Genomic DNA, 23,638 nt, shown 5'->3' with positions numbered 1-23,638 from the left:
CCCCCTTTCCCCCTACAATCCCACCTCCAATAAAAGAGGTGGGATATGCAAGTAATACTAGGCCCGATGGAGGGCGTACTCGATCACTTAATGCGTGAGCTATTAACCGAGATTAATGACTATGATTTCTGCGTTACTGAGTTTGTTCGCATCGTAGACCAGTTGTTACCTCCACACGTGTTCCACCGTATCAGTCCAGAACTACTCAATGGCAGTAAAACACAATCAGGCACTCCTATCCGTGTACAACTATTAGGACAAGAGCCGAATTGGATGGCAGAAAATGCCGTGCGTGCTATTGAACTCGGCTCTGATGGTATTGATCTTAACTTTGGTTGCCCAGCAAAAGCGGTAAACAAAAGTCGAGGTGGTGCTGCGCTATTAAAAGATCCTGAATTAATTTATCAGATCGTAAAATCGTGTCGTGATGCCGTTCCAAGTGATAAAAAAGTCACAGCGAAGATCCGCTTAGGTTGGGAAAATCCAGAAGAGTGCTTTGCTATTTCTGATGCGATAAAACAAGCTGGCGCAAGCGAGCTAACCATTCACGCAAGAACTAAAGTTGATGGTTACCGCGCAGAAGAAATAAAGTGGGATTACATTAACCAAGTTCGTCAAAAAGTTGATATTCCAATTATCGCAAACGGTGAGATTTGGAACTATGAAGATGGACAACGTTGTATTGCAGCAACAGGTATTGATTCATTAATGGTGTGTCGTGGCGCATTCAACATTCCTAACTTAGGTAATGTTGTAAAACACAATCACACTAAGATGCCATGGCCAGAAGTGATCGCACTTTTAATTCATTATTCAAAATTACAAATGGCAGGTGACAAAGGCCAGTATTATTCAAACCGAGTAAAACAATGGTTAGTTTATCTTCGCCAAGAATACACTGAGGCAAAGGACATTTTTATGGATATTCGAAGCCATAAAAAATCAGATCCTATCGTTGCAAGACTACACCAAGAGCTAGAAAAAGTAAGTTAACTCTTTAAAACAAATATAAACCGAGTTTATGAAAAATACACTCGGTTTTTACCATCTTGTTTTGCTTTATAAAGAAGATCATCTGCTTTTTTGATGACATGCTCAAATGAGAAGTCTTGTTGAGAATCAATTACTGCAACACCACCAGAGACAGTAAAGCCACCTTTCACCACTTTACCAGAAGAGTCTTGAATAGATTTTCTCACTCTCTCGCAAATATTTTCCAAACTGGCTCTTGATTCTGCATTAATACAAATCACAAACTCTTCACCGCCAAATCGTGAAACAATGTCGCTATCACGCACACTTTTATTCAGAATTTTGGCGACATATATAATCGCCTCATCGCCCACATCATGACCAAATACATCATTAATTTGTTTAAAATCATCAATATCATAAAGAGCAAAACCTACAAACTTCTTAACCACCCGATCTTGTAGGCTCATTTCAAAACCACGACGATTATATAAACCTGTCATTGGATCTTGTTTTGCTAAGTCACGATAATAACGTTGAGATAGATGTGTTTGATAATAAAACATCGATAAAACGGCAAGAATATAGGTCACAAAAATCAAGGTTAACGATTTAATATCATGAGTTAAAAAACTAATTAGTTCTTCTTTTATTGAGCTTTTATAATATAGAAAGTAGGTAAAATTAGTATCCGAAAGCGTCACTGGTTGCATAAAACGATACTGTTCAAAACGTTCATATTTATCACTCTCTAATAATTGAATATGCTTTGAAACATCACTATTTGAACGTAATAGTTTTTCAACCGATAAATCGATTACCAGTACGCCCTTAAAGAGATCTTTATAATAAATAGGCGTAGAAAAAGTTAACACTTCTAAACCATCAAAAAAGGCATCAGTATACGGAGGAGTAAAGGTGACATGTTTTCGATTGGTATTCTTCATACTGTTCGTCCAATATGGTCGAGAGTAGATAGTATCCAATGTTTGCTTGGTTAAATTTTCTGCAATTTGTTTTGGCGACGAGATGATGTAATCGTATTTTGAAATAAAATAGATCCCATGTAGATAGGATTCATAATCATGGATAAAAGAAATAACGGGGGCAAGAATTACCTTCTTAGAGGCAATCTCATGAAGCTCGGAGTTTGGTTCACACAACGCTTCAGAACCTGCAATACTGTAATCTAAACGGCTATTTGGTACAGAAACATCTTGATTCGCCATTACTGCACTTTGATCATTACTCGGACGAATAACACAAAGACCAGCCTGTTCATCTAATTCAAAATTATGATTATAAAAACCACCTGAGCTTTGTTTGTAAAGCTGAGATAAGTTGTAATCAAGCGAAATCATTACTTTGATAGAGCGCTGTAAAGAATCCATAATACGATCATATTCACGGTTCACTTGTCGCTGAACAGAACCGATATGATTATCTAAAACAATACTAAGCAATAACACTAAAAACAGTGTTGGAATAACAAAGATATGTTTTAAATTAGATTTTGGCATATATAAATTCTTTAACAGAAAATGAACAGACTATAATACCTACTTATTTACTGAATATCTTGCTGAAATGCTTCATTTAACATTTATCTGACAGTAAACTACCGTTAAATGCATATATAATGATTATCTAACTACTTGAGAAAGCAAAGATACCCCATTTTTAGTCCACGTTTTAGTACTTACCATCTCTTCAATATCTTGAGCTCCATACTGCTCACCATCATAAACTACTACGATGCTTTCATCGCCTGATTGTAAGAAGTTAGTTTCACCAAATTCAGTGTATCGCGTTGCTCCAATACTAATAATTGCTTGTTCTGGATAATTTGCCTCAGATAAATAAAGCGCAAGATCTTCAGCAGGGCCTTCATCTTTTTGATTGTTCATTCGATCAATCATCCAATCATTCAGTTGCTCATGGAAGTAGCTGTAATCAATCGCAGCGCTATCTTCACCGTATCGATTAATTTCACCATTGCGAATATGAAAGCTGGCGATACGATATTTATCTAACTCACAACCTTTAGTGAACGAAGTTAACCCAATAAAATCTTGTGAGATCCCTTTGGTATTTTCACCCCAGTTTTTCTTCTCACTTATCTTTTTTGCATTGGGCTTTCTAATTGAACAATCATTGTATGCCGCAAACTTCACAGGAGTTAAGGCCACCACTTTATTGTCTTGATAAGTGATATCAAACACAATCGCAACTTCTGGTTCAATTTGCAGGTTATCAGCATCATTAGGTGGAATAATAGAATCAGACGACAAAGGATATTGAGATAAGAATCCTGCTTGTTGTGATGGGATATAAAATGGAAACAGTGCTTTTGGTTGAATGGCATTTTCAACTTTCACATTTAAAAAATCAGTTGCTTCCCCTGCTTGCTCCAGATGCCCAGCAAAGTTACCTGCTACACCAAAACCCACTGCATGTTTAAATGTCATATTGCCTTCTTAGTTATTCTAAAAGTAACGTTAAGAAGGCACCTTAATTTATTCTTTAATTCTGTTCGATGATACGGATCTAGTTTTATGATTTCTTTGCTTTTCTACGACGTTTAAATTGCGGTTTTGTCGGGCTTTTCAACGTTTTTAATGATTCTGGTACCGGACCTTGCTGAACCCTTTGCATAAAGTTTAGGACTTTGGTTTCTAATTCAGACATAAAAGGACGATATGCACAGGTTCTTTCTGTCATTCCTTGTAGCTGAAACTCCCAATGAGCCGTCATATCTGGGTAAGTCGCCTCATTCGGTAACGCATTAATCAAGCCTTTTCCGGCCTCACTCGCATGAATATTTTTACCATTGCGAGTTAATAGTTGGCGTTTAAATAAAGTATCTAATATCCCTGCTCGTGTGGCCTCGGTTCCTAATCCATCGGTATCTCTTAGGATCTTTTTCAGCTCTTTATCTTCAACAAAACGAGCGATACCTGTCATGGCTTGTAATAAAGTTGCTTCAGTAAAATACTTAGGAGGCTCCGTCATCTTGTGTTTTATTTCACCTTCACGACACGTATGTACTTCGCCTTTTTTAAGCGGAGGAACTTTATTCGCTACATCATCATCGCCATTTTGCGCTTGAGTTTTACCCAGCAATACTCGCCAGCCTGCAAACAACATCTGCTTGCCTTTGGCTGCAAAGACGCCCCCTGCAATATCAAACACCAACTCCGCTTCGGCGTAAACAGCAGCAGGATAAAACTGCATTAAATACTGACGGGCTATTAAGTGATAAACCTTCTCTTCAAGCCCAGAAAGCCCTGCCGAACCACTCGATTTTGGGGTTGGAATAATCGCATGGTGAGCATCTACTTTACTGTCATTCCATGCTCGTGATTTCAACGTTAAATCGGCATTGCTTACGGCGCTAGATAATTGCTTATCGTTATTACCAATTGCAGCGCATACTTGTTCACGCTGCTTATAATGATCTTTGGGTAAATGACGGCTGTCTGAGCGTGGATAAGTGATTAATTTGTGCTTTTCATATAAAGCCTGACACGCATCTAATACTTGCTGTGCACTTAGGTTGTAACGTTTTGAAGCATCTATTTGTAATGACGATAACGAATAAGGTAAAGGCGCATTTTGCTTGGTTTCTTTATTTTCAGCTTTAGTGACGGTTGCTGGTTGATTCGCAATTCTCTGAGCTACGTTTTCGACCAATTTCAGACTGAGCACGCGCCCTTCTTCGTCTTGCCATTGCTGACACGCTTCACTTGGCTTCCACTTCGCTCGAATATCAAACGCTTGTCCGTCATTCAACTGAGGATTTTGATAAGGAATTAATGCGTCTAAGGTGAAATATGCTTTAGGAACAAAATTAGCAATCTCTTCATCACGGCGAGTCACTAAACCTAATACAGGCGTTTGTACACGGCCTACGGATAAGACACCTTGATAACCACCACGTTGACCTAATAAGGTATAAGCGCGTGTCATGTTCATACCATACAACCAATCGGCACGAGAGCGCGCTAAGGCTGAGATAGAGAGAGGAATAAACTCTTGGTTACTTCGCATTGACGTTAATGCACGTTTTACTGCCGGTAAATTTAAATCGCTAATTAATAACCGTTGAGTCGCTGCTTTTTTTGTTTTAGACAGTTTTAAATAATCCAAAACTTCATCAACTAACAACTGTCCTTCTCTATCAGGATCACCCGCGTGAACCACTTGAGAAGCGGTTTTTAATAATTTTCGGATCACCGTTAATTGTTTGCTCGACGATTTTCTTGGACGAAGTTGCCACTGTTCAGGAACAATAGGTAAATGCTCCATACGCCACGATTTGTATTTATCATCATAAGCATCAGGCTCAACTTGCTCTAATAGGTGACCAATACACCAAGTTACAATGTCGCCATTGCCACATTCTATGTAGCCTTGTTGATTCTTCTGTGGCTTTGCCAGGCCTGCGGCAATCGCTCGACCTAAACTCGGTTTTTCTGCAATAAATAATCGTGACATAAAAAAGTGCTGATGTTGTGAATAACATCAGCACTATACCTGTATAAATAGACAGTTATCAAGTTTTGTTGCCTAACTTGTTGGAATTTTAGCTTAAAGTTTCGCGGCTAGTTCAACCCCTTGACGGATTGCTCGCTTCGCATCCAATTCACCTGCATGCTCTGCCCCGCCAATAACGTGATGCTCAATATCCGCTGAGGTTAGTGTTTCAACTAAGTCATTGACGGACACTTGGCCTGCACACATTAAAACATGATCAACATCGAGCAGCTTAACTTCTTCATTTTGACGAATATACAAACCTTCATCATTCACTTTTAAATATTCAACACCTGCTAGCATATGTACGCCACGTTTTTGTAAGGTGCGTTTATGGATCCAACCCGTCGTTTTGCCAGGACCTTTTCCTATGCTGCCTTTTTTACGTTGCATCAGCCATACTTCGCGGGTGGTTTGATGTGTTTCTTGTGGCTTTAAACCGCCTTCAAATTCTATATTTTTATCAATATCCCAATCTTTTAACCACGCATCTAATGTGTGATCTTCAGGCTCAGTGATCATGGTCGCGACATCAACACCAATACCACCCGCCCCAATCACCGCTACTTTTTGACCAAGCTTGGGTTGGGTCTTAATGTAAGTTTGGTAATCAATCACTTTAGGATGCTCACTGCCTTCTAGTTGAGGAGCTCTTGGCTTAACGCCTGTTGCCACTACCACCTCATCAAACTGGCGCAGTTCATCCGTTTCAACGGTATAATTCAACTTAACGATAATGTTCTTATGATCTAATTTATTGGAGAAATAACGAATGGTCTCTTTAAACTCTTCTTTCCCTGGGATCTGCATGGCTAAATTAAACTGCCCACCAATGCGATCACTTCGCTCAAATACTGTTACTTGATAACCACGTTCGGCCGCTGATGTCGCACAAGATAAACCAGCCATTCCCGCACCAATCACTGCAATTGACTTCACTTTTTCAGTAGGAGTAAGTACTAACTCGGTTTCATAACAGGCTTGAGGGTTAACCAAACAAGTGGCTCGCTTGGCTTTAAATACATGGTCCAAACAGGCTTGATTACAGCCAATACAAGTATTAATTAATTCTGATTTGTCTTGCTCTGCTTTATTTACAAATTCAGCATCCGCTAAAAATGGACGCGCCATTGACACCATATCGGCCTGTCCCGATGCCAATATATCTTCAGCGACTTCAGGTGTATTAATGCGATTACACGTCACTAAAGGAATAGAGACTTTATCTTTTAATTTTTCTGTTACCCAACTAAAGGCAGCTCGTGGCACTTGAGTCGCTATGGTTGGTATTCTGGCTTCATGCCAACCAATTCCTGTATTTAGTATCGTGACTCCTGCTTTTTCTAACGCTTGAGCAAGCTCCACCACCTCATCAAACGTGCTGCCTTGTTCCACTAAATCAAGCATAGATAATCGGAAGATAATAATAAAATCAGTACCTACTTTTTCACGTATCGCTTTAATAATTTCTAACGGGAAGCGTATTCTATTTTGATAGTTACCACCCCAATCGTCATACCTCATATTTGTTCTAGCACAAATAAATTGATTAATGAGATACCCCTCAGATCCCATTACTTCAATGCCATCGTAATTGGCTTGTTTTGCATAATGCGCACTATTAGCAAAATCATGGATAGTTTTTTGAATTTGGCGCTCACTCATTTGGCTTGGAGTAAACATACCTATCGGTGCTCTAATGTCAGAGGCACTTAGCGCTAAAGGATGCATCGCATAGCGACCCGCATGAAGAAGCTGAAGGGCAATTTTTCCGCCATTATCATGTACAGCACGAGTTAACACTTTATGTTTCTCCGCTGCACGAGAAGAGCTAAACTGCGCACTAAAGGGCGTTAAACGCCCACGAAAATTAGGTGCAAAACCACCAGTGACAATAAGCCCAACTCCACCCTTTGCCCGCGCGGCATAAAAAGCTGAGAGTTTTTTAAATCCATCATTACTCTCTTCTAATCCAGTATGCATAGAGCCCATTAAGACTCGATTCTTTAATTGGGTAAATCCCAAATCTAACGGCTGAAAAAGGTGTGGGTACATCATAACAATCCATCGCTTATAATTATTGTGGTCTGACCAGAATAGTAGCTATAGGCTTCTGCTACAATTAAGTATTTACAAATATGCAACATCCATCAATGTTTTTATTTTAATTTATTAATAGCAATAATTCTCATTTGAAACAATTTAGTCTAGTTACTTTCTGATTCAGTTAGCGTAGGATAGTGATAGAGTTCAAACTAATAATAAGGAACAATATGAAAGGGTTATTCCACTTCATAGGAAAATGTTTTAAAGCCATATGGAAGTTACTTTCCTTTACCCGTCAACTGGTATTAAACCTATTTTTTCTTGCTTTTGTGGGAGTGATTGCCTTCACTTTCCTAGCCAGTGATGAGTCTAACGTTGAAACTCAACAAGTTGAGAAGAAGGCGTTAATCCTTAATTTATCAGGTCCCATTGTTGAAGAGAGTAAATTTCGCGAGCCATTAGAGCGTGTTACCTCTGATTTATTAGGCAGCCAAAAATCACAAGAAAATGTCTTATTTGATATTGTCGATACTATTCGCTTTGCGGCTCATGATGACAATGTTTCGGGCTTAGTACTTCATTTAAAAGAAATGAATGAAACCAGCTTAACTAAACTCCGTTATATCGCTAAAGCCATCAATACCTTCAAAGCTGCAGGTAAACCGGTTTATGCGATTGGTGATTACTACAATCAAAGCCAATACTATTTAGCAAGTTACGCTGATAAAGTTTTCATGGCACCTGATGGTACGGTTCTATTACGTGGCTACGGCGCTTATACGCTGTACTACAAAGACCTACTTGAAAACCTGAATGTCTCTACTCATGTTTTCCGTGTTGGCACCTATAAATCGGCGGTAGAACCGTATCTTAGAAATGACATGTCTGATGCTGCAAAAGAATCAACATCAGTATGGCTTACTCAATTATGGGATGCCTATTTAGATGATGTCGCTACTAACCGCCAAATTGATGCAAAAACGTTAACCATGCCAATGGAGCAATTCATTGCAAAATTGAAGACGGTTAATGGTGATTTATCACAAATGACAGTAGAGCTCGGTTTGGTGGATAAACTGGCTACACGACAGGAAGTTCGTAAAGATCTCATTGAGCAATTTGGTTCAAATGGCTACGACAGCTTTAAACAGATCAGCTATTACGATTATCGCCCGCAAGTTCGCCCTGCGATCATTCCTAATGCTCAAGATATTGCGGTTGTTGTCGCAAGTGGAGCTATCATGGATGGCATGCAACGCCAAGGTACTGTTGGTGGTGACTCGACAGCAGCGCTACTTCGTCAGGCTCGTGGTGATGACAACGTAAAAGCAGTCGTTCTTCGTGTTGATAGCCCTGGTGGTAGTGCTTTTGCTTCTGAAGTGATCCGCAATGAAGTGGATGCCCTTAAAGAAGCAGGGAAACCTGTGGTTATTTCGATGTCGAGTGTTGCAGCCTCTGGCGGGTATTGGATCTCTGCAAGTGCTGATAAAATCATTGCTCAACCAACCACGATTACGGGTTCAATTGGTATCTTTGGTATTTTAACTACCTTTGAAAAAGGCTTAAATAAGATGGGGATCCACAGCGATGGGATATCAACCTCTCCATTTAATGGCGTTGGCTTAACTCGCCCGTTAAATGATGATGTTGCTCAAGTAATGCAGTTAGGTATCGAACATGGCTACCACCGCTTTATTAAACTGGTGAGTGATCATCGTGATCTATCCTTAGAAGCGGTTGATAACGTAGCCCAAGGTCGTGTTTGGACAGGTAAAGATGCGCTAAAACATGGTTTAGTTGATCAATTAGGTGATTTTGATGATGCAGTACAAGCCGCAGCTCAATTAGCCAATATGGAGTCATATAACCTCTACTGGGTTAAAGAGCCGCTATCTCCAATGGAGCAATTCCTTGAAGAGTTAAGTATGAGCTTTAACGCTAATATCAAGACAGAATTATTTTCACTTGCTCCTGAAGCATTGCAACCGACTATCAGCAAAGTTGCAACAGACATCAACATGTTGAATAACTTTAATGATCCAAAAGGGCAATATCTCTTCTGTTTGAACTGTAGCAATCTTTAAAAGCATGACGAGCCCGACACATGTCGGGCTTTCTTTATGCCAAATGCACAGTATAATCGCACCACCTCCCATAACTCTGTACCGTTGTTATTATGGAAAGAAAACACATTTACATCGCCTACACTGGCGGCACAATCGGCATGTTAAAATCAGATGATCATGGCTATGTTCCTGCTGCAGGATTCATGCAACATCAATTAAAACAAATGCCTGAGTTCCATCGTGCAGAAATGCCTATTTTCACCATTCACGAATATGAGCCACTGATTGACTCATCTGATATGACGCCTGAAGATTGGCAACGCATTGCAGATGATATTCGTGCTAACTACGATAAATACGACGGATTTGTGATTCTTCATGGTACGGATACCATGGCCTACACTGCCTCAGCACTGTCATTTATGCTTGAGAACCTTGGTAAACCAGTTATCGTTACTGGCTCTCAAATTCCTCTTGCTGAGCTACGCTCTGATGGTCAAAGCAACTTATTAAACGCTTTACACATTGCGGCGAACTACCCTATCAACGAAGTGACGTTATTCTTTAATAACAAGTTAATTCGTGGCAACCGCAGTACAAAATCACATGCTGATGGCTTTGATGCCTTTTCATCACCAAACCTGCCACCACTATTGGAAGCGGGCATTAATATTCAAATCAATGGTGCCGAAATAAATAAACAGCCTGAAGGTGCATTCACGGTTAATGACATTACCCCACAGCCTATTGGTGTAGTAACCATGTATCCAGGAATTTCAGCGGAAGTGATTAAAAACACATTACGCCAGCCAGTTAATGCCATGATCCTTCTGACTTTTGGGGTAGGTAATGCACCACAAAACCCAGAGCTTCTTGCGCAATTAAAAGAGGCTTCTGAGCGTGGTGTTGTGGTTGTTAATTTAACTCAATGTCTATCAGGAAAGGTAAACATGGGAGGGTATGCAACAGGCTGTGCATTGGCTGAAGCGGGCGTTATCAGTGGTTATGATATGACTCCAGAAGCGGCTTTAGCGAAGCTGCATTATATTTTAAGTAAAGATCTGCCTTATGAGACCATGCGTACCATGATGCAGCAAAATTTACGTGGTGAGTTAACTCACTGATCTTCTAGTAACAATGATTGATTCTAATAAAAAGGCTTCCCTGATATTCTCATGGGAAGCCTTTTTTGTTCTATTAACTAATGTAATTAACTAACGAATGCAATTAACGCTATTTCTTTTCGTTAAGAATTATACGTAATGTACGACGAAGTGGCTCTGCGGCACCCCACAGTAATTGGTCACCAACCGTAAAGGCATTTAAGAAATCGTTACCCATCGACATTTTACGTAAACGACCAACAGGAACAGATAGCGTACCTGTCACTTTTGCTGGCGTTAGCTCTTGTGCGGTAATATCACGCTCATTTGGAATAACTTTAACCCAATCATTGTGGGTAGCGATGATCTCTTCAATCTCATCCATTGGCACATCTTGTTTCAGCTTAATCGTTAATGCTTGCGAGTGACAACGCATTGCACCAATACGCACACAAGTACCATCAATCGCAATAGGTGAATCTTGTAGACCTAGGATCTTGTTCGTTTCAACCGTTGCTTTCCATTCTTCTTTGCTTTGACCATTTTCACGCTTCACATCGATCCAAGGGATCAGTGAACCAGCCAATGGAGCCCCAAACTCTGATGTTGGGAAAGAATCAGAACGAATTGTCTCTGCTACTTTTCTATCAATATCTAAAATAGAGCTAGAAGGGTTTGCCAATTCAGACGTGACACAATCATTCACTACACCCATTTGAGAAATCAGTTCACGCATATTCTTCGCACCAGCACCAGAGGCTGCTTGATACGTCATTGCACTCACCCACTCAACTAAACCCGCTTTATATAAGCCACCAAGACCCATTAACATTAAGCTTACTGTACAGTTACCACCAACATAAGTATTTGTGCCAGCATGAATGCCTTGCTGAATTTGCTCAAAGTTAACCGGATCAAGTGTAATAATTGCATCATCTTTCATACGCAGTGTAGAAGCGGCATCAATCCAATACCCTTTCCAACCCGCTTGGCGAAGTGCTGGATACACTTTCTCTGTGTAACTTCCACCCTGACAAGTAATAATTGCATCCAACTTTAACAATGATTGAATATCAAATGCATCTTGTAATAAACCGGCGTCCTTTCCAAGGTTTGGTGCTGGGATACCAACTTGTGATGTGGTGTAAAATACAGGTTCAATATGGTCAAAATCACGTTCTTCAACCATACGTTGCATTAAAACTGAACCAACCATTCCACGCCAGCCGACTAAACCTACTCTCATTGTACTCTCCCTGTTAATACTAAAAATATGAAGTCTCTATTCCATCTATATGATGAACAGAAGAAAATCTCAAGCACTATTTGCCTTACTCTCTCCATTTTACGCTGAAAATTTTATTTACATTTTAATTTATCCTTCAAGATAAAAGCGCAAAAAAACAGCATATATAAAATTAACTTCTCTAGTCATCAAATTAAAACTTAACATAAATAATACTTTTAGCCACTTGAGCTAACTTAGCAATCTAATACCTTATAAACCAATAATTAATAATATTTACATTGCGTTACACTTCACAAAATTTCATAAATTAACCATTATGCAAACGATTACCCTGCATTTAAGTTAAATACCTCCAATCAAATCAGTACATACGCTAAATTTATAATACAAAATAAAAACATTTAATTGATTGGAAATAAATACAATGATAAATTAAAACGTAAATTTAACCATTTAATTACCTTAAACCTAGTCCAGTAACACAGCTAGAGATAAGAATCACAAATCAACTAGAGTTAATCGACCTCTTGTTGATCATAAGGTAAAGTGCATCTCGTTTAGAAAACACAATCCCTTATCGTATGAATATTATTCATACATACAAAAAAGAGGCTTTTTACATGAAGCAAGCAACGACAAAGTTACCTTCGCTGACGCAGGTAATTATATCTTTAGGGCTATTTCTACTACTTGCCTTTTCTTTCACGGCACAACTTGATCTACCTATCCAACTAGCTCTTTACATAGGCTGGTTCATTATTATTACTTTAGGTATTAAGTTGGGTCATGATTACAAATCTTTAGAAAAAGCAGCCCTAAACGGCATCTCCAATGGACTAGGAGCGGTATTAATTCTCTTGGCTGTAGGTGCCTTAGTAGGTACTTGGATTTCTGGCGGTATTGTTCCAACCATTATTTATTATGGTTTAAAAGCAATTCATCCATCAATCTTCCTTCTTGCAACAATGATCATCTGTTCATTAACCGCTCTTGCTACAGGTACCTCTTGGGGTGCTGCAGGTACCGCTGGTATTGCAATGATGGGGATTGGGCAAGGCCTTGGTGTTCCTGCACCAATTACTGCTGGTGCGGTTCTGTCTGGTTGTTATTTCGGTGATAAAATGTCACCGCTTTCAGATTCGGTAATCCTTGCTTCTTCAATGTCTAACGTTGAAGTTATGGAGCACATTAAAGGCATGCTGCCTGTTGCTCTTATCAGCTACATCATCACAGGTATTATGTTTACTGCATTCGGTTTCCACTTTGCTGGTAACGTGGACATGAGCCAAGTTGATTCTGTTATCTTAGCAATGGAAGAGCAATTTGTTATTTCTCCATTCTCATTTGTTCCTGTGGTTATTGTTCTTGGCCTACTGGCAATGCGTATGCCTTCTTTCCCAGTAATCAGCTTTGGTTCACTGCTGGGGATTATCTGGGCGGTAATGGTTCAAGACATTGACTTCTTAACAGCATTTAACACAGCTTGGGCTTCGTACTCAATTTCATCAGGTGTTGAGTTTATTGACGCGATCTTAAATCGTGGCGGTATGTCTTCAATGCTTGGTTCTGTAGCTGTTATCGTATTTGGTTTAGGTTTTGGTGGTTTGCTGGATAAAGTTGGCGTACTAGAAACGGTTGCTAAACTATTCGAAAAACGCGTTCAAGGCCCTGGCTCTCTAGCAACAAGTACTATTGCTACCGCTTTCTTTGGTAACATCTTTGGCTCTGCGATGTATGTATCACTTATTCTTACTCCAAAAATCTGTGCGAAAAACTACGACCGTTTAGGCTACAAACGTAAGAACCTTTCTCGTAACGCAGAATTTGGTGGTACGCTAACCTCGGGTATGGTTCCTTGGAGTGATAACGGTATTTACATGGCGAGTATCCTAGGCGTTGCTACCTTATCTTACGCACCATTCATGTGGTTAAGCTTCGTATGTATCATCGTAACGATTGTGACATCTTACATGGGCTGGTTTGTTGATAAATGTGAACCAACAATCACAGCAGAAGATGCTAACGAAGCGATTGCAGTAGAAACAAAAACAGCGTAATTCATACTGCTCTACCTTTAAATAGCGTAATCTAAATAGAAAAATGCCAGCGGTTGACTCAACCACTGGCATTTTTTATGTCTATTTTTTTATGTTCTAACTATTGCCATCACAATATTTATACAACCGTTTTTTTCACAGCTGCTCGTTTACCTAAGAAGTAACCTAAGCCTAAAGGAGCAAAGAAAATCGCTAAGATAAACAAGATAAAGTAAATGATGGTACTTTTAATTAAATCAATCACTTTATCTACCGCCAATGTCAGCACATCTTGTGATACTTTATCTAGGTCTTGAGTGAATTTTTCACGCTCTTGAGACACTATAATGGCAATAGCCTTACGCTCTCTCTCAACCATATTTACGAGCTCTTGGCGTTCACGAGCGACCATAATTTCTAAAGCGACGCGCTCTGCACTAAGTTGATTTAATTTATCATCCGTTTTCATATCCAAATCATCAAGCAGTGGTTGTAATTGCATACTCATTTGTTGTGCTAGATTTTGCATGTACTCAGGATTATTTTTCACAAAGTCTTGGAATGACTCAGAGGTATGACGCAAACTCTCCATCGTTTTATTTATATCATTCGCATTTACGTTGCTATTCATGGCGATCAATTGTGCTTTCCATGTCATTATCTTTGGCGTTTGCTCAGAAACTAAACCTAAACGGTCGGACACATCGCCTAATGCCTCTGGCATTGTCCCTAACGTTGCTACCGCTTCTGTTTCATCGATATTTTGATGTGCTAACCATGCTTTTAAAGCGGGTGTTCTACGCATCATTAAGCTATCAAAAGAGTGCTCTGCAACGAACCCTTTAATAAAATCTTGAGCATCACTAAACTCTGAACTCGGCAATAGCTTTTCTGCCATATTCTTTATGTCATTGTTCAATAATTGGCTTGTTTGAAAATCCACATCCCCCTCAAATAAACCCGAACCTTTTCCTTCTGGTGAGAAGAATTGTTCCATTTGTGCAGCAAAGATCCAAGTATCGATTAACGCAATTTTTGGAGATACTTGATATGCAGCTTGTTGAAGCCCTTCTTCCGCATGGATTTTCCATAACAAAACATACGATTGATGTAAGGTGTCGTCTTTAGGGTACGTCGCTGATATTTGATCCGCAGTTGATTCCACTTCACTAAAGAAGTGTTTGCTGTACTCACGAGTTAAAATACGAGTATTAAGTTCTGCCGTTGTTAACGGTTCTGATTGAGACTCTATTTTAAGCTCAAGTAAAGAACACCCATTAAGTAGCAAAACGGACAAAACGATAGAAAAGAATTTAGAAGCAAAAAGCTGAGAGGTGTATTTCATGAACAACCCTACCTAAACCAAAATTTTATAATTAAAGGATAGATAGGGTATCATTTTGCAAAAATCAAGTTATCAAATATTTGAGAACAAATCGCCAATTATGATTAAATCAGCGCATTTATCTTTGACAACATAATCACTCGTTATGACTCAGAAGAACCTAAACGTCGTGTTAATTGATCTTTTAAGTTAGGTGGCGTGCCCTTAATGGTCAAAGTATCTGTTTCTGGATCATAGAAAACACGCTCTCCCAGTAACATCGCGTCAAAGTTTAATGATAAACCACCACCGGCACCAACAAACTTCGTTAATTTACGCATTGCTGTACGATCAACAGGGAAAGACTCTTCAAGCTCATACCCTTGCTCTTCCGCAAACTGATAAAAGTTAGAGCCTGATTCAGACGTTGGTAACTCGCCTGATAATTCTTTAAGTGTTAGCTCTTCTCCAGCTTGAAGTTGACCATTACAGTAATCATAAACTTGTTTACGGTATTGTTGTTTTTCGTCTTTTTCTAAACGTTCGTCAGCACAGAAATCTTCAACCGCTTGCATTAATACTTGGTTTTGAACCTTAGTATCCATACCTACATCAGCTTGTAAAAAATCTAAGAAGAAATCAGAAACTTTACGCCCAACACGCCCTTTAATGAACGTCAGGTAACGATTTGAATCCGCATTAGTTTCCCACGTTGATAAATCAATACGCGCTGCAATATCCATTTTCGCGATATCGAGGTAATCCGTAGAACTAATGTCTAGTTGTTCCGTTACCTTCATACTTTCGTTTGATGGCAATACCGCAACAAATAGATACTCTGTTGCCAGTGATTGATACTCTGCAATCACTAAAATACCTTCTTCAGCAAATGGGTATTTAATCAGCTCTGATTTTAATTTTTCTGCCGATTTATTACTGAATTCTAAAAATGGCGTTTCATTCTTACGAACAGAACCTAGCCAATGCCCAAACTCGCTCTCAGTCTTAAATACACCAAAGCCTTTGCCTGCTTTAGAGTTAAAGACACGATGCAACTCAGAAACTAATGCTTCAGTGAACTCTTCGTTCTCAAGAGTTTGATTTCGTAGACAAACTTCGAGTTCATCTTGCTCATTTTTTACTAATTTATGTAAAATTACGTTTGAAAGGGTTAAACTCATAATAGAAAAGGTTTTTAGTTGACGTACATAGTAGGTTATCATAAGCCGCTTTCACTATCATTAACTGAAAAGACTTATGGCTATTAATACTTCGAAATACAGCAACAAACAAATTGAACAAATGTTAACAGAGATGGTCGATGTACTTGATAAACATCGTGCACCAGCGGATCTATCTCTAATGTTGGTTGGTAACATTGCTACAAATGTACTAAACCAAGAAGTGCCTGCAGAACAGCGTAAAATCATCGCTGAAAAATTTGCTCAAGCACTACTTAGCTCATTAGATACACCAAAAACTCACTAAGAGCGAGAATTCAATTACCATGGTTGATAGCGGAAATACCTACGGCGAAAAAGTCTCCAAGCTAATTACTTGGGGTCACTGGTTTAGCTTTTTCAATATCATTGCTGCAATGCTTATTGGTACTCGTTATATCGCGCAATCACCATGGCCTGAAACGCTACTTGGACAGACCTATCTGGTATTAAACTGGGTAGGTCACTTTGGCTTTTTGGTCTTTGGGTTTTACATTCTTGTACTCTTCCCTCTGACCTTTATTACGCCATCTCAACGCTTAATGCGAATTTTAAGTGTCATTATAGCAACTGCTGGTATGACCTTGCTGTTGCTAGATACTTACGCTTATCAAACCCTTCATTTGCATATCACACCATTGGTTTGGGATATGCTTCTGAACAACGATAAATCAAATTTAAACACTCAATGGCAATATTTGTTTATTTTGGTTCCCGTAATGTTCCTACTTCAACTTTCTCTCTCAGAGTGGGTATGGAATAAATTACGTAAACTTGCTCATAAACATGTTGGTCGCCCTTTTGCGATCACTTTTGCTGTTGCGTTTATTGGTAGCCATTTAATTCATACATGGGCTGATGCTTCAGCTTATGGACCAGTAACGGCTCAACGCGCGACATTTCCACTCTCTTATCCAATGACCGCTCGTTCGTTTTTAGAAAAACACGGTTTTATTGATCGCGATGCATTGGCAAAACAAATTCAAGAAGAAGGAACTGGCGGCGCAAAAGAAGCAATGCATTACCCACTTGAACCAATTAGATTCAAAACAAAACAGACAGGTTATAACTTACAAATCATTATGATCGATAGTCTCCGTGCAGACACTCTAAATCATACTGATACACCAAACTTAACTCGCTTTGCTCAGAATAACCTGAATTTCAATAATCATTACAGTGCCAGTAATAACCCAACCAGTTTATTCGGTTTATTTTATGGTTTACCTGGTAACTATGTTGATAACTTTAGAAACTCAGAAATTGAATCGCCAATATTAACGGAATTACATAAACGTAATTATCAGTTTGGTTTGTTCAGTGGTGATGATTTTACTTCATCAATCTATCAACAAATTATCTTTACTAAAGGTGAGATTGGCAAACCTAAAGAAAAAATGTCGGATAGCAAAGCTATTACTCAGTGGCATGATTGGTTTAGAGCTCAAACGCCTAATAAACCATGGTTTAGCTATTTAGAATTAACGTCAGTCTCTGAATATGATGCGACCAGCCCAATTTCAACAGAAAACTCAGATCAAAGTGCTTTTGAAGTTAACTACCGTAAAGCGGTTAAAAAAACTGATCAGCAACTTAAAACAATATTGAGCGCATTAAAACAATCTCCTGATTGGGAAAAGACCATCGTTATCATTACATCAAATCACGGTATGGAATTTGATGAGACAAATACTAATAGCTGGGGCTCAAGCACTAACTTCAGTCAATATCAGCTTCGTGTTCCTATGTTAATTCACTGGCCAAACGTTGAGCCTGAATTAATTATGTCTCGTTCAAGTCACTTAGATTTAGCGCCAACATTGATGGAGTCGTTTTTAAAAACAACAACATCACCAGAGAGCTACAGCAGTGGTTTAAATTTATTAAATCAAGACAATGAGCGTAATTGGTTATTAGCTGGCGACAGAAAGAATATCGCCTTAATAACAGATACAAACACTGTCGTTATCGATACGTTTGGTAATTATAAAGTCTATGACGAAAACTATAATCGCCTGACAGATGAGAAACCAAAACTCTCCTTACTCATGCAAGGTATTTCAGAGCTGAAGCGGTTTTACCATCCTAAAAAATAAATAATAAAAAATCCCTTTCCCATAAAGGGATTTTTTATATCTACCATTTAAGAAAAACAACGTCTAATGCCCACTGTTTTAAATAGAAAAAACAACTTAATGAGTTAAAAACAAAGCACAATGCACAAAAATAACGCAGTCAGTCGTTTTTTTTAATTTTATCCTTTACAAGAAGTAAGGATATTACTATTATTCACCGCACTGGAGGGATGGCTGAGTGGTCGAAAGCACCGGTCTTGAAAACCGGCAACCGTTAATAGCGGTTCTAGGGTTCAAATCCCTATCCCTCCACCACTTTTGAAAATTCAGATAGAGTCTGGGTTTTAAAAATTGGAGCGGTAGTTCAGTTGGTTAGAATACCGGCCTGTCACGCCGGGGGTCGCGGGTTCGAGTCCCGTCCGCTCCGCCAACATCAACGAAGCCTTGTCAGAAATGACGAGGCTTTTTTGTATCTGTTAAATATGAGATCCCAGTAAATTTCATTAAACGACTAACTCTAGAATTCAAACCCTTATCCCTCCACCACTTTTCAAAATCCAAATAGAATCTGAGTTTTAAAAATTGGAGCGGTAGTTCAGTTATACCATTCTGGATAAGTAGTTGTTCAAATAATTGCGCAGGAAAAATCGATTTTAACAAGCAAGAATGATCAAATACTTATGTAGATTGATATTACCCTTTATGGGTTATCTAATTTACTCGCCATTATTTCTACCTATATCTAGCTAAAGTATACTTATTTTAATAACTAAGCCTTCAATATTGCTTTAAATGTCCTCAAATTGTTTAAAATTGAATCAAACAGAATCTTTTTTAAAATTAGTACTTTACAATAAAAGTGGTTCAGCATATTATGCTCGGCATTGGAGGGATGGCTGAGTGGTCGAAAGCACCGGTCTTGAAAACCGGCAACCGTTAATAGCGGTTCTAGGGTTCAAATCCCTATCCCTCCACCACTTTTCAAAATTCAGATAGAGTCTGAGTTTTAAAAATTGGAGCGGTAGTTCAGTTGGTTAGAATACCGGCCTGTCACGCCGGGGGTCGCGGGTTCGAGTCCCGTCCGCTCCGCCAACATCAACGAAGCCTTGTCAGAAATGATGAGGCTTTTTTGTATCTGTTGAATATGAGATCCCAGTAAATTTCATTAAGATAATAACTCTAGAATTCAAATCCTACCCCTCTATCACTTTTCAAAATTCAGGTAGAGTCTAATTAGTCTCTGAATCAACTCGATAAATTACCTATTCCTATCAATAGTGCCTTAGAAATAAAACAAAATTTCAAACCGTTTCATATAAATGGAAGTAGCTGTCTAAATTTAATTCAAAGCGTTTTAATCTCATGATCATCTGTACTAGCCTGTCTCTTCATTAATAAAATAATAAGGACCCAAGTTCCATGAAAAAGATCATTACGACGTTAACGGCTTTAACCGCTTTATCTGCTAGCTGCTTTGTATCGGCTTCTGAATGGAGTTACTCAGGTAAAACGGCTCCTGAGCACTGGCATGGAACCTGTCAGACTGGTGTTAACCAATCTCCAATAGATATTACTGGTGCGATTGAAAGCACATTAAGCCCTATCTTATTCAACTATGCTCAAGCTGGGAAAAACATTGTCAATAACGGGCATACAGTGCAAGTGAATTTTGATGGTAAACAATCAATAGAAGTGGAAGGTAAAACATTCAATCTTCTTCAGTTGCATTTCCATGCCCCGAGTGAAAACCTCATTGCTGGTCATTCTTTTCCACTAGAAATGCATTTAGTCCATTCTGATAAAAACGGAAATCTCGCAGTGGTTGGGGTAATGTTTAAAGAAGGGAAAGCAAATCATGAATTGGCAAAAATTTGGTCAAAAATGCCGAAGTCGGGAGAAGTGGATTTAGGAACTCAAATTGATTTAGCAAACCTACTTCCAAATGAGCAAGCTTATTATTGGTTTAATGGCTCGCTAACAACACCACCATGTACAGAAGGGGTTACATGGTTCGTAATGAAAAAACCTATTACTATATCAACAGAGCAACTGACTCAATTTAGAACGTTATACAAAGGCAATAATCGCCCAGTTCAGTCAATTAACGCTCGCCCTGTATTAAAATAAACAGCTACACCGCCAGCTCTGCTCTAACTTTCATCAACATGATCAAATTTAGAGCAAACGGTTTTTATATTAGAAAGAATCCTTTACAAGTAGAAGGGTTACCCCTATTATACGCGGCATCGGAGGGATGGCTGAGTGGTCGAAAGCACCGGTCTTGAAAACCGGCAACCGTTAATAGCGGTTCTAGGGTTCAAATCCCTATCCCTCCACCACATTCAAAGCCCTAGCAGAAATGCTGGGGCTTTTTTGTATCTGACGCATAAGAAAAGTCACCTAATCCAAAAAGCTGATATATATCTGTTAAAACTCCCACCGAGTGCCTACTACCACCGTTCTCCCATTCCAACTATCTTACGTGAACGAGACCTGCCACCAGTGAATAGAATACTATTGCTTGAATGAAGCGCGCCACAGAATCGGCGAAACATGAAAAGCATTTTTAAAGTGCTTTCTGAACACACTGTCAGAACCAAACCCTGCTTGTTCGGCAACTTGAGAAATAGAGAACTGAGTTGTTTCTAACAAACGTTGGCTAAGAACTAAGCGTTGATTTTGTAACCATTCACCAAATGTACAGCCATAGGAAGCTTTAAACTGTCGTGTAAAGGTGCGCTTGCTCATTGCGCAGCGCTTAGCTACTTCATCTAATGAATGTGACAAATTAAGGTTTTGCTCTACCTGCTCAATAACAAGACTAAGACTTGTTTCTGTGAGTGGTTTTGCACTAATCGGCGCAGGAATGTACTGCTGCTGCCCCCCAGTTCTAAATGGAGCTGTAACCATCTTACGTGCAAGATCATTAGCAAGCTCGCTACCACACAAGCGGCGCACTATATGTAGGCAGCAATCGAGTGAGGCAGCTACTCCTGCTGAGGTGATAACAGTTTCATGTTCAATAAAAAGAGGATTTGGATCAAACTCGATCTTAGGAAATCGCTTCTGAAATTGCTCAGAAAACGCCCAGTGCGTTGTGGCCCGTTTTCTATTTAAGACTCCAGCACACGCAAGCACATAAGAGCCAAGACAGAGCCCTACCAGTAGCTTATTTTTCGCATGATGCTTTTGTAGTGCTACAAGAAGTTGTCCGCTCGGTTCTGGTAGCTCATTCGGCCAACTTGGTATAATCACAATATCTGCTTCTTCGATGGCACTAAGATCTCTATCAATCACAACACCAAAGCCAGAGCTAGTTTCAAACTGCGAGCCATTTTCGTTACAAATATTCAAATCAAACCGAGGAGGCTGTCCAACAAAGATATCTTGAAAGACCATACAGGGTATAGAAAGATGAAAAGCACTTATCCCCTCAAAGGCAACCAAAGTAATTTTAATAAGATCGTCGGATTTAGACATAATTGGCTCGATTTGCGTGAATAATGACTTTCGAGACAGTGTTACACAAATACTGAACATTGCATACTAGCCATACAGAAACATGAACTGTTAGTGTATTGAGAGAGATATTATGAAAATCCATCACCTACGAAGTGCTACATTTATTATTGAATCTGGAGATAAATTTATCCTCATTGATCCTATGTTGGGTAAAAAAGGTTCTATGCCTCCATTCTCAGTAATTAAAGCCAAGGCAGCGAAAAACCCAACCGTTGAGATGCCAAGTAATGCCGATGAGTTACTAAGTAAAGTCACTCATACTCTAATCACTCACAGCCAAACTTTTGGTATTAAGGCGTTGCAGCATGGTGATCACCTAGATCCTGCTGGTGAGGCGTTTTTAACAAGTCGTAATATTCCTGTAGCGACACCAGCCAAAGATAAGGCCTACTTAGAGAAATACGGCTTAACCGTAAATTGGGGAATTGAAGACTGGCAAACTATCGACTTTCTGGATGGAAAACTAACAGCAGTTCCTGCTCAGCACGGTCATGGTTGGATTCATAAAGTAATGGCAAATGGTGTTGGCTTTTTCTTGCAGCTTCCCAATGAACCCACTATCTATATTAGCGGTGATACGGTTCTAACTGAACATGTAAGACGCGCATTGAATGAGTTAAAACCCGATATAACAGTAGTGGCGGCAGGTCGTGCTCGTATGGATGTAGGTCAGCCACTATTGATGTCTACTGATGAGGTCATGGAGTTTATTCGCCTGTCTCCAAATAAGGTAATTGTGAACCATATGGAGGCATTAAATCACTGTGCAGTGACTAGACCAATTATAAAAGAATCGATTGATAAAAATGGCTTATCAGATAAAGTTCTTATTCCTGCTGATGGTGAGACTTTAACGTTTTAGATGCCTTAGAGGCACGATGAAATTATACCGTCGTGCCTTAATATTTTTGTATCTTCGCTTTGATTCATAAATCCTTCATCATCCACACATCACAGCCATTATGAACAGTGCCATCAAATGGTTTTGATAAATGACTAAAACCTAATTCTTCATATAAGTGAATGGCTGATTTCATACTTGATAATGTATCCAAGTAGCATTGAGTGTAACCAAAATTAACCGCATTCTTGAGTACCTTTTGTGCAATAGTTTTACCAAACCCTCTACCTCGCGCCTCTGGCAATAAAAACAGTTTACGCAATTCACACACAGTATCGCTACCATTGAACGGAGCTAAACCACAGCCACCAACCACTCGACCATTGAGCAATAAAATAAGGTATTTACTTTTAAATGCCGGATTGTAGAACTTACTCATCTCTAGCACTTCGTCATCTGATGGGCCAAAACCTTCACCTACAGCCCCAAACTCAACCCCAACGTTCTTTATGATGTAGCAAATATCATTATCGTGTTCACTGCTAATTGGAACAATTCGATATTCCATATCTTTTATCTCCACTAATCTTTCTCTCTCTTCATTATAGAAAAATATAAATACCTAATTGCGGCACTCCCCACAAAGTA

General features: G+C 39.2%; 17 protein-coding genes and 5 tRNA genes. 13 read left to right on the top strand and 9 right to left on the bottom strand.

The features are described 5' to 3' along the window. Positions 1–45 precede the first annotated feature (45 nt). Complete coding sequence (gene dusC / locus PVK70_RS10400; protein WP_130047405.1) at positions 46–993, top strand: tRNA dihydrouridine(16) synthase DusC; 948 nt, start codon at positions 46–48, stop codon at positions 991–993. Between the two features lie 26 nt (positions 994–1,019). Here dusC and PVK70_RS10395 read toward each other — a convergent pair whose 3' ends face one another. The 4 genes from PVK70_RS10395 to PVK70_RS10380 all read right to left on the bottom strand — a co-directional run bounded on the left by PVK70_RS10395 (position 1,020) and on the right by PVK70_RS10380 (position 7,566). Further along, positions 1,020–2,492 carry a sensor domain-containing diguanylate cyclase gene (locus PVK70_RS10395; RefSeq protein WP_130047404.1) on the bottom strand — a complete coding sequence of 491 codons (1,473 nt, stop codon included), beginning with the start codon at positions 2,490–2,492 and terminating at the stop codon, positions 1,020–1,022. A gap of 123 nt (positions 2,493–2,615) precedes the next feature. Further along, positions 2,616–3,440 carry a DUF5718 family protein gene (locus PVK70_RS10390; RefSeq protein ID WP_130047403.1) on the bottom strand — a complete coding sequence of 275 codons (825 nt, stop codon included), beginning with the start codon at positions 3,438–3,440 and terminating at the stop codon, positions 2,616–2,618. Between the two features lie 85 nt (positions 3,441–3,525). Then, the gene (locus tag PVK70_RS10385; RefSeq protein WP_130047402.1) at positions 3,526–5,469 is read right to left on the bottom strand and encodes a DNA topoisomerase III; all 1,944 of its coding nucleotides are present in this window, start codon (positions 5,467–5,469) and stop codon (positions 3,526–3,528) included. A 93-nt stretch (positions 5,470–5,562) separates the two neighbouring features. Continuing rightward, on the bottom strand, positions 5,563–7,566 hold the full coding sequence (locus PVK70_RS10380; protein WP_130047401.1) for an NADPH-dependent 2,4-dienoyl-CoA reductase: 2,004 nt from the start codon (positions 7,564–7,566) through the stop codon (positions 5,563–5,565). 215 nt (positions 7,567–7,781) lie between these two features. Here PVK70_RS10380 and sppA point away from each other — a divergent pair, with 215 nt between their 5' ends. Further along, positions 7,782–9,638 (top strand): signal peptide peptidase SppA, encoded by a 1,857-nt coding sequence (gene sppA / locus PVK70_RS10375; RefSeq protein WP_130066377.1) that lies wholly within the window; start codon positions 7,782–7,784, stop codon positions 9,636–9,638. A gap of 92 nt (positions 9,639–9,730) precedes the next feature. Next, on the top strand, positions 9,731–10,744 hold the full coding sequence (gene ansA / locus PVK70_RS10370) for an asparaginase (protein ID WP_130046044.1): 1,014 nt from the start codon (positions 9,731–9,733) through the stop codon (positions 10,742–10,744). Positions 10,745–10,853: 109 nt separating this feature from the next. Here the strand turns inward: ansA and asd are convergent, their stop codons facing one another. Continuing rightward, positions 10,854–11,969 carry an aspartate-semialdehyde dehydrogenase gene (gene asd / locus PVK70_RS10365; RefSeq protein WP_130047399.1) on the bottom strand — a complete coding sequence of 372 codons (1,116 nt, stop codon included), beginning with the start codon at positions 11,967–11,969 and terminating at the stop codon, positions 10,854–10,856. A gap of 623 nt (positions 11,970–12,592) precedes the next feature. Here asd and nhaC point away from each other — a divergent pair. Continuing rightward, entirely contained in the window at positions 12,593–14,029 is a 1,437-nt protein-coding gene (nhaC, locus tag PVK70_RS10360) for a Na+/H+ antiporter NhaC (protein WP_130047398.1), read from the top strand. 118 nt (positions 14,030–14,147) lie between these two features. Here the strand turns inward: nhaC and PVK70_RS10355 are convergent, their stop codons facing one another. Together PVK70_RS10355 and yejK are read right to left on the bottom strand one after the other, a co-directional pair. Next, positions 14,148–15,353, bottom strand: a complete 1,206-nt coding sequence (locus tag PVK70_RS10355; protein WP_130047397.1) for a chemotaxis protein — start codon at positions 15,351–15,353, stop codon at positions 14,148–14,150. Between the two features lie 143 nt (positions 15,354–15,496). Continuing rightward, positions 15,497–16,513 (bottom strand): nucleoid-associated protein YejK, encoded by a 1,017-nt coding sequence (gene yejK, locus PVK70_RS10350; RefSeq protein WP_165367181.1) that lies wholly within the window; start codon positions 16,511–16,513, stop codon positions 15,497–15,499. Positions 16,514–16,589: 76 nt separating this feature from the next. Here yejK and PVK70_RS10345 point away from each other — a divergent pair, with 76 nt between their 5' ends. From PVK70_RS10345 to PVK70_RS10310, 8 genes are all read left to right on the top strand, one after another. After that, positions 16,590–16,820, top strand: a complete 231-nt coding sequence (locus PVK70_RS10345) for a YejL family protein (protein ID WP_130046040.1) — start codon at positions 16,590–16,592, stop codon at positions 16,818–16,820. Positions 16,821–16,839: 19 nt separating this feature from the next. Then, a complete protein-coding gene (locus PVK70_RS10340) occupies positions 16,840–18,648 on the top strand; it encodes a DUF3413 domain-containing protein (protein WP_130047395.1) in 1,809 nt (602 codons plus the stop codon). A 203-nt stretch (positions 18,649–18,851) separates the two neighbouring features. Beyond that, a tRNA-Ser gene (locus tag PVK70_RS10335) sits at positions 18,852–18,942 on the top strand. Between the two features lie 38 nt (positions 18,943–18,980). Further along, positions 18,981–19,057, top strand: a tRNA-Asp gene (locus tag PVK70_RS10330). Positions 19,058–19,513: 456 nt separating this feature from the next. Further along, a tRNA-Ser gene (locus PVK70_RS10325) sits at positions 19,514–19,604 on the top strand. A 38-nt stretch (positions 19,605–19,642) separates the two neighbouring features. After that, a tRNA-Asp gene (locus PVK70_RS10320) sits at positions 19,643–19,719 on the top strand. 327 nt (positions 19,720–20,046) lie between these two features. Further along, on the top strand, positions 20,047–20,754 hold the full coding sequence (locus tag PVK70_RS10315) for a carbonic anhydrase (protein ID WP_130047394.1): 708 nt from the start codon (positions 20,047–20,049) through the stop codon (positions 20,752–20,754). Positions 20,755–20,875: 121 nt separating this feature from the next. Beyond that, positions 20,876–20,966 (top strand) — tRNA-Ser (locus PVK70_RS10310). Between the two features lie 175 nt (positions 20,967–21,141). Here PVK70_RS10310 and PVK70_RS10305 read toward each other — a convergent pair. Continuing rightward, complete coding sequence (locus PVK70_RS10305; protein WP_130047393.1) at positions 21,142–22,107, bottom strand: GlxA family transcriptional regulator; 966 nt, start codon at positions 22,105–22,107, stop codon at positions 21,142–21,144. Between the two features lie 112 nt (positions 22,108–22,219). Here PVK70_RS10305 and PVK70_RS10300 point away from each other — a divergent pair, with 112 nt between their 5' ends. After that, complete coding sequence (locus tag PVK70_RS10300) at positions 22,220–23,011, top strand: MBL fold metallo-hydrolase (protein ID WP_130047392.1); 792 nt, start codon at positions 22,220–22,222, stop codon at positions 23,009–23,011. 64 nt (positions 23,012–23,075) lie between these two features. Here PVK70_RS10300 and PVK70_RS10295 read toward each other — a convergent pair whose 3' ends face one another. Continuing rightward, positions 23,076–23,558, bottom strand: a complete 483-nt coding sequence (locus PVK70_RS10295) for a GNAT family N-acetyltransferase (RefSeq protein ID WP_130047391.1) — start codon at positions 23,556–23,558, stop codon at positions 23,076–23,078. Positions 23,559–23,638 lie beyond the last annotated feature (80 nt).

The organism is Aliivibrio sp. A6 (assembly GCF_028765505.1).
Classification (GTDB): Bacteria; Pseudomonadota; Gammaproteobacteria; order Enterobacterales; family Vibrionaceae; genus Aliivibrio; species Aliivibrio finisterrensis_A.
The sequence above is the reverse complement of the archived record's forward strand: the minus strand, read 5'-3'. Positions and strand labels throughout refer to the sequence as shown.

Excerpts from the sequence above, each read along its gene's own strand:
- PVK70_RS10385 (WP_130047402.1), bottom strand. The coding sequence starts at position 5,469 with ATGTCACGATTATTTATTGCAGAAAAACCGAGTTTAGGTCGAGCGATT.
- PVK70_RS10300 (WP_130047392.1), top strand. The coding sequence starts at position 22,220 with ATGAAAATCCATCACCTACGAAGTGCTACATTTATTATTGAATCTGGA.
- PVK70_RS10390 (WP_130047403.1), bottom strand. The coding sequence starts at position 3,440 with ATGACATTTAAACATGCAGTGGGTTTTGGTGTAGCAGGTAACTTTGCT.
- PVK70_RS10295 (WP_130047391.1), bottom strand. The coding sequence starts at position 23,558 with ATGGAATATCGAATTGTTCCAATTAGCAGTGAACACGATAATGATATT.
- ansA (WP_130046044.1), top strand. The coding sequence starts at position 9,731 with ATGGAAAGAAAACACATTTACATCGCCTACACTGGCGGCACAATCGGC.
- yejK (WP_165367181.1), bottom strand. The coding sequence starts at position 16,513 with ATGAGTTTAACCCTTTCAAACGTAATTTTACATAAATTAGTAAAAAAT.
- PVK70_RS10305 (WP_130047393.1), bottom strand. The coding sequence starts at position 22,107 with ATGTCTAAATCCGACGATCTTATTAAAATTACTTTGGTTGCCTTTGAG.
- PVK70_RS10395 (WP_130047404.1), bottom strand. The coding sequence starts at position 2,492 with ATGCCAAAATCTAATTTAAAACATATCTTTGTTATTCCAACACTGTTT.
- PVK70_RS10315 (WP_130047394.1), top strand. The coding sequence starts at position 20,047 with ATGAAAAAGATCATTACGACGTTAACGGCTTTAACCGCTTTATCTGCT.
- PVK70_RS10340 (WP_130047395.1), top strand. The coding sequence starts at position 16,840 with ATGGTTGATAGCGGAAATACCTACGGCGAAAAAGTCTCCAAGCTAATT.
- nhaC (WP_130047398.1), top strand. The coding sequence starts at position 12,593 with ATGAAGCAAGCAACGACAAAGTTACCTTCGCTGACGCAGGTAATTATA.
- PVK70_RS10355 (WP_130047397.1), bottom strand. The coding sequence starts at position 15,353 with ATGAAATACACCTCTCAGCTTTTTGCTTCTAAATTCTTTTCTATCGTT.
- PVK70_RS10380 (WP_130047401.1), bottom strand. The coding sequence starts at position 7,566 with ATGATGTACCCACACCTTTTTCAGCCGTTAGATTTGGGATTTACCCAA.
- sppA (WP_130066377.1), top strand. The coding sequence starts at position 7,782 with ATGAAAGGGTTATTCCACTTCATAGGAAAATGTTTTAAAGCCATATGG.
- asd (WP_130047399.1), bottom strand. The coding sequence starts at position 11,969 with ATGAGAGTAGGTTTAGTCGGCTGGCGTGGAATGGTTGGTTCAGTTTTA.
- dusC (WP_130047405.1), top strand. The coding sequence starts at position 46 with ATGCAAGTAATACTAGGCCCGATGGAGGGCGTACTCGATCACTTAATG.
- PVK70_RS10345 (WP_130046040.1), top strand. The coding sequence starts at position 16,590 with ATGGCTATTAATACTTCGAAATACAGCAACAAACAAATTGAACAAATG.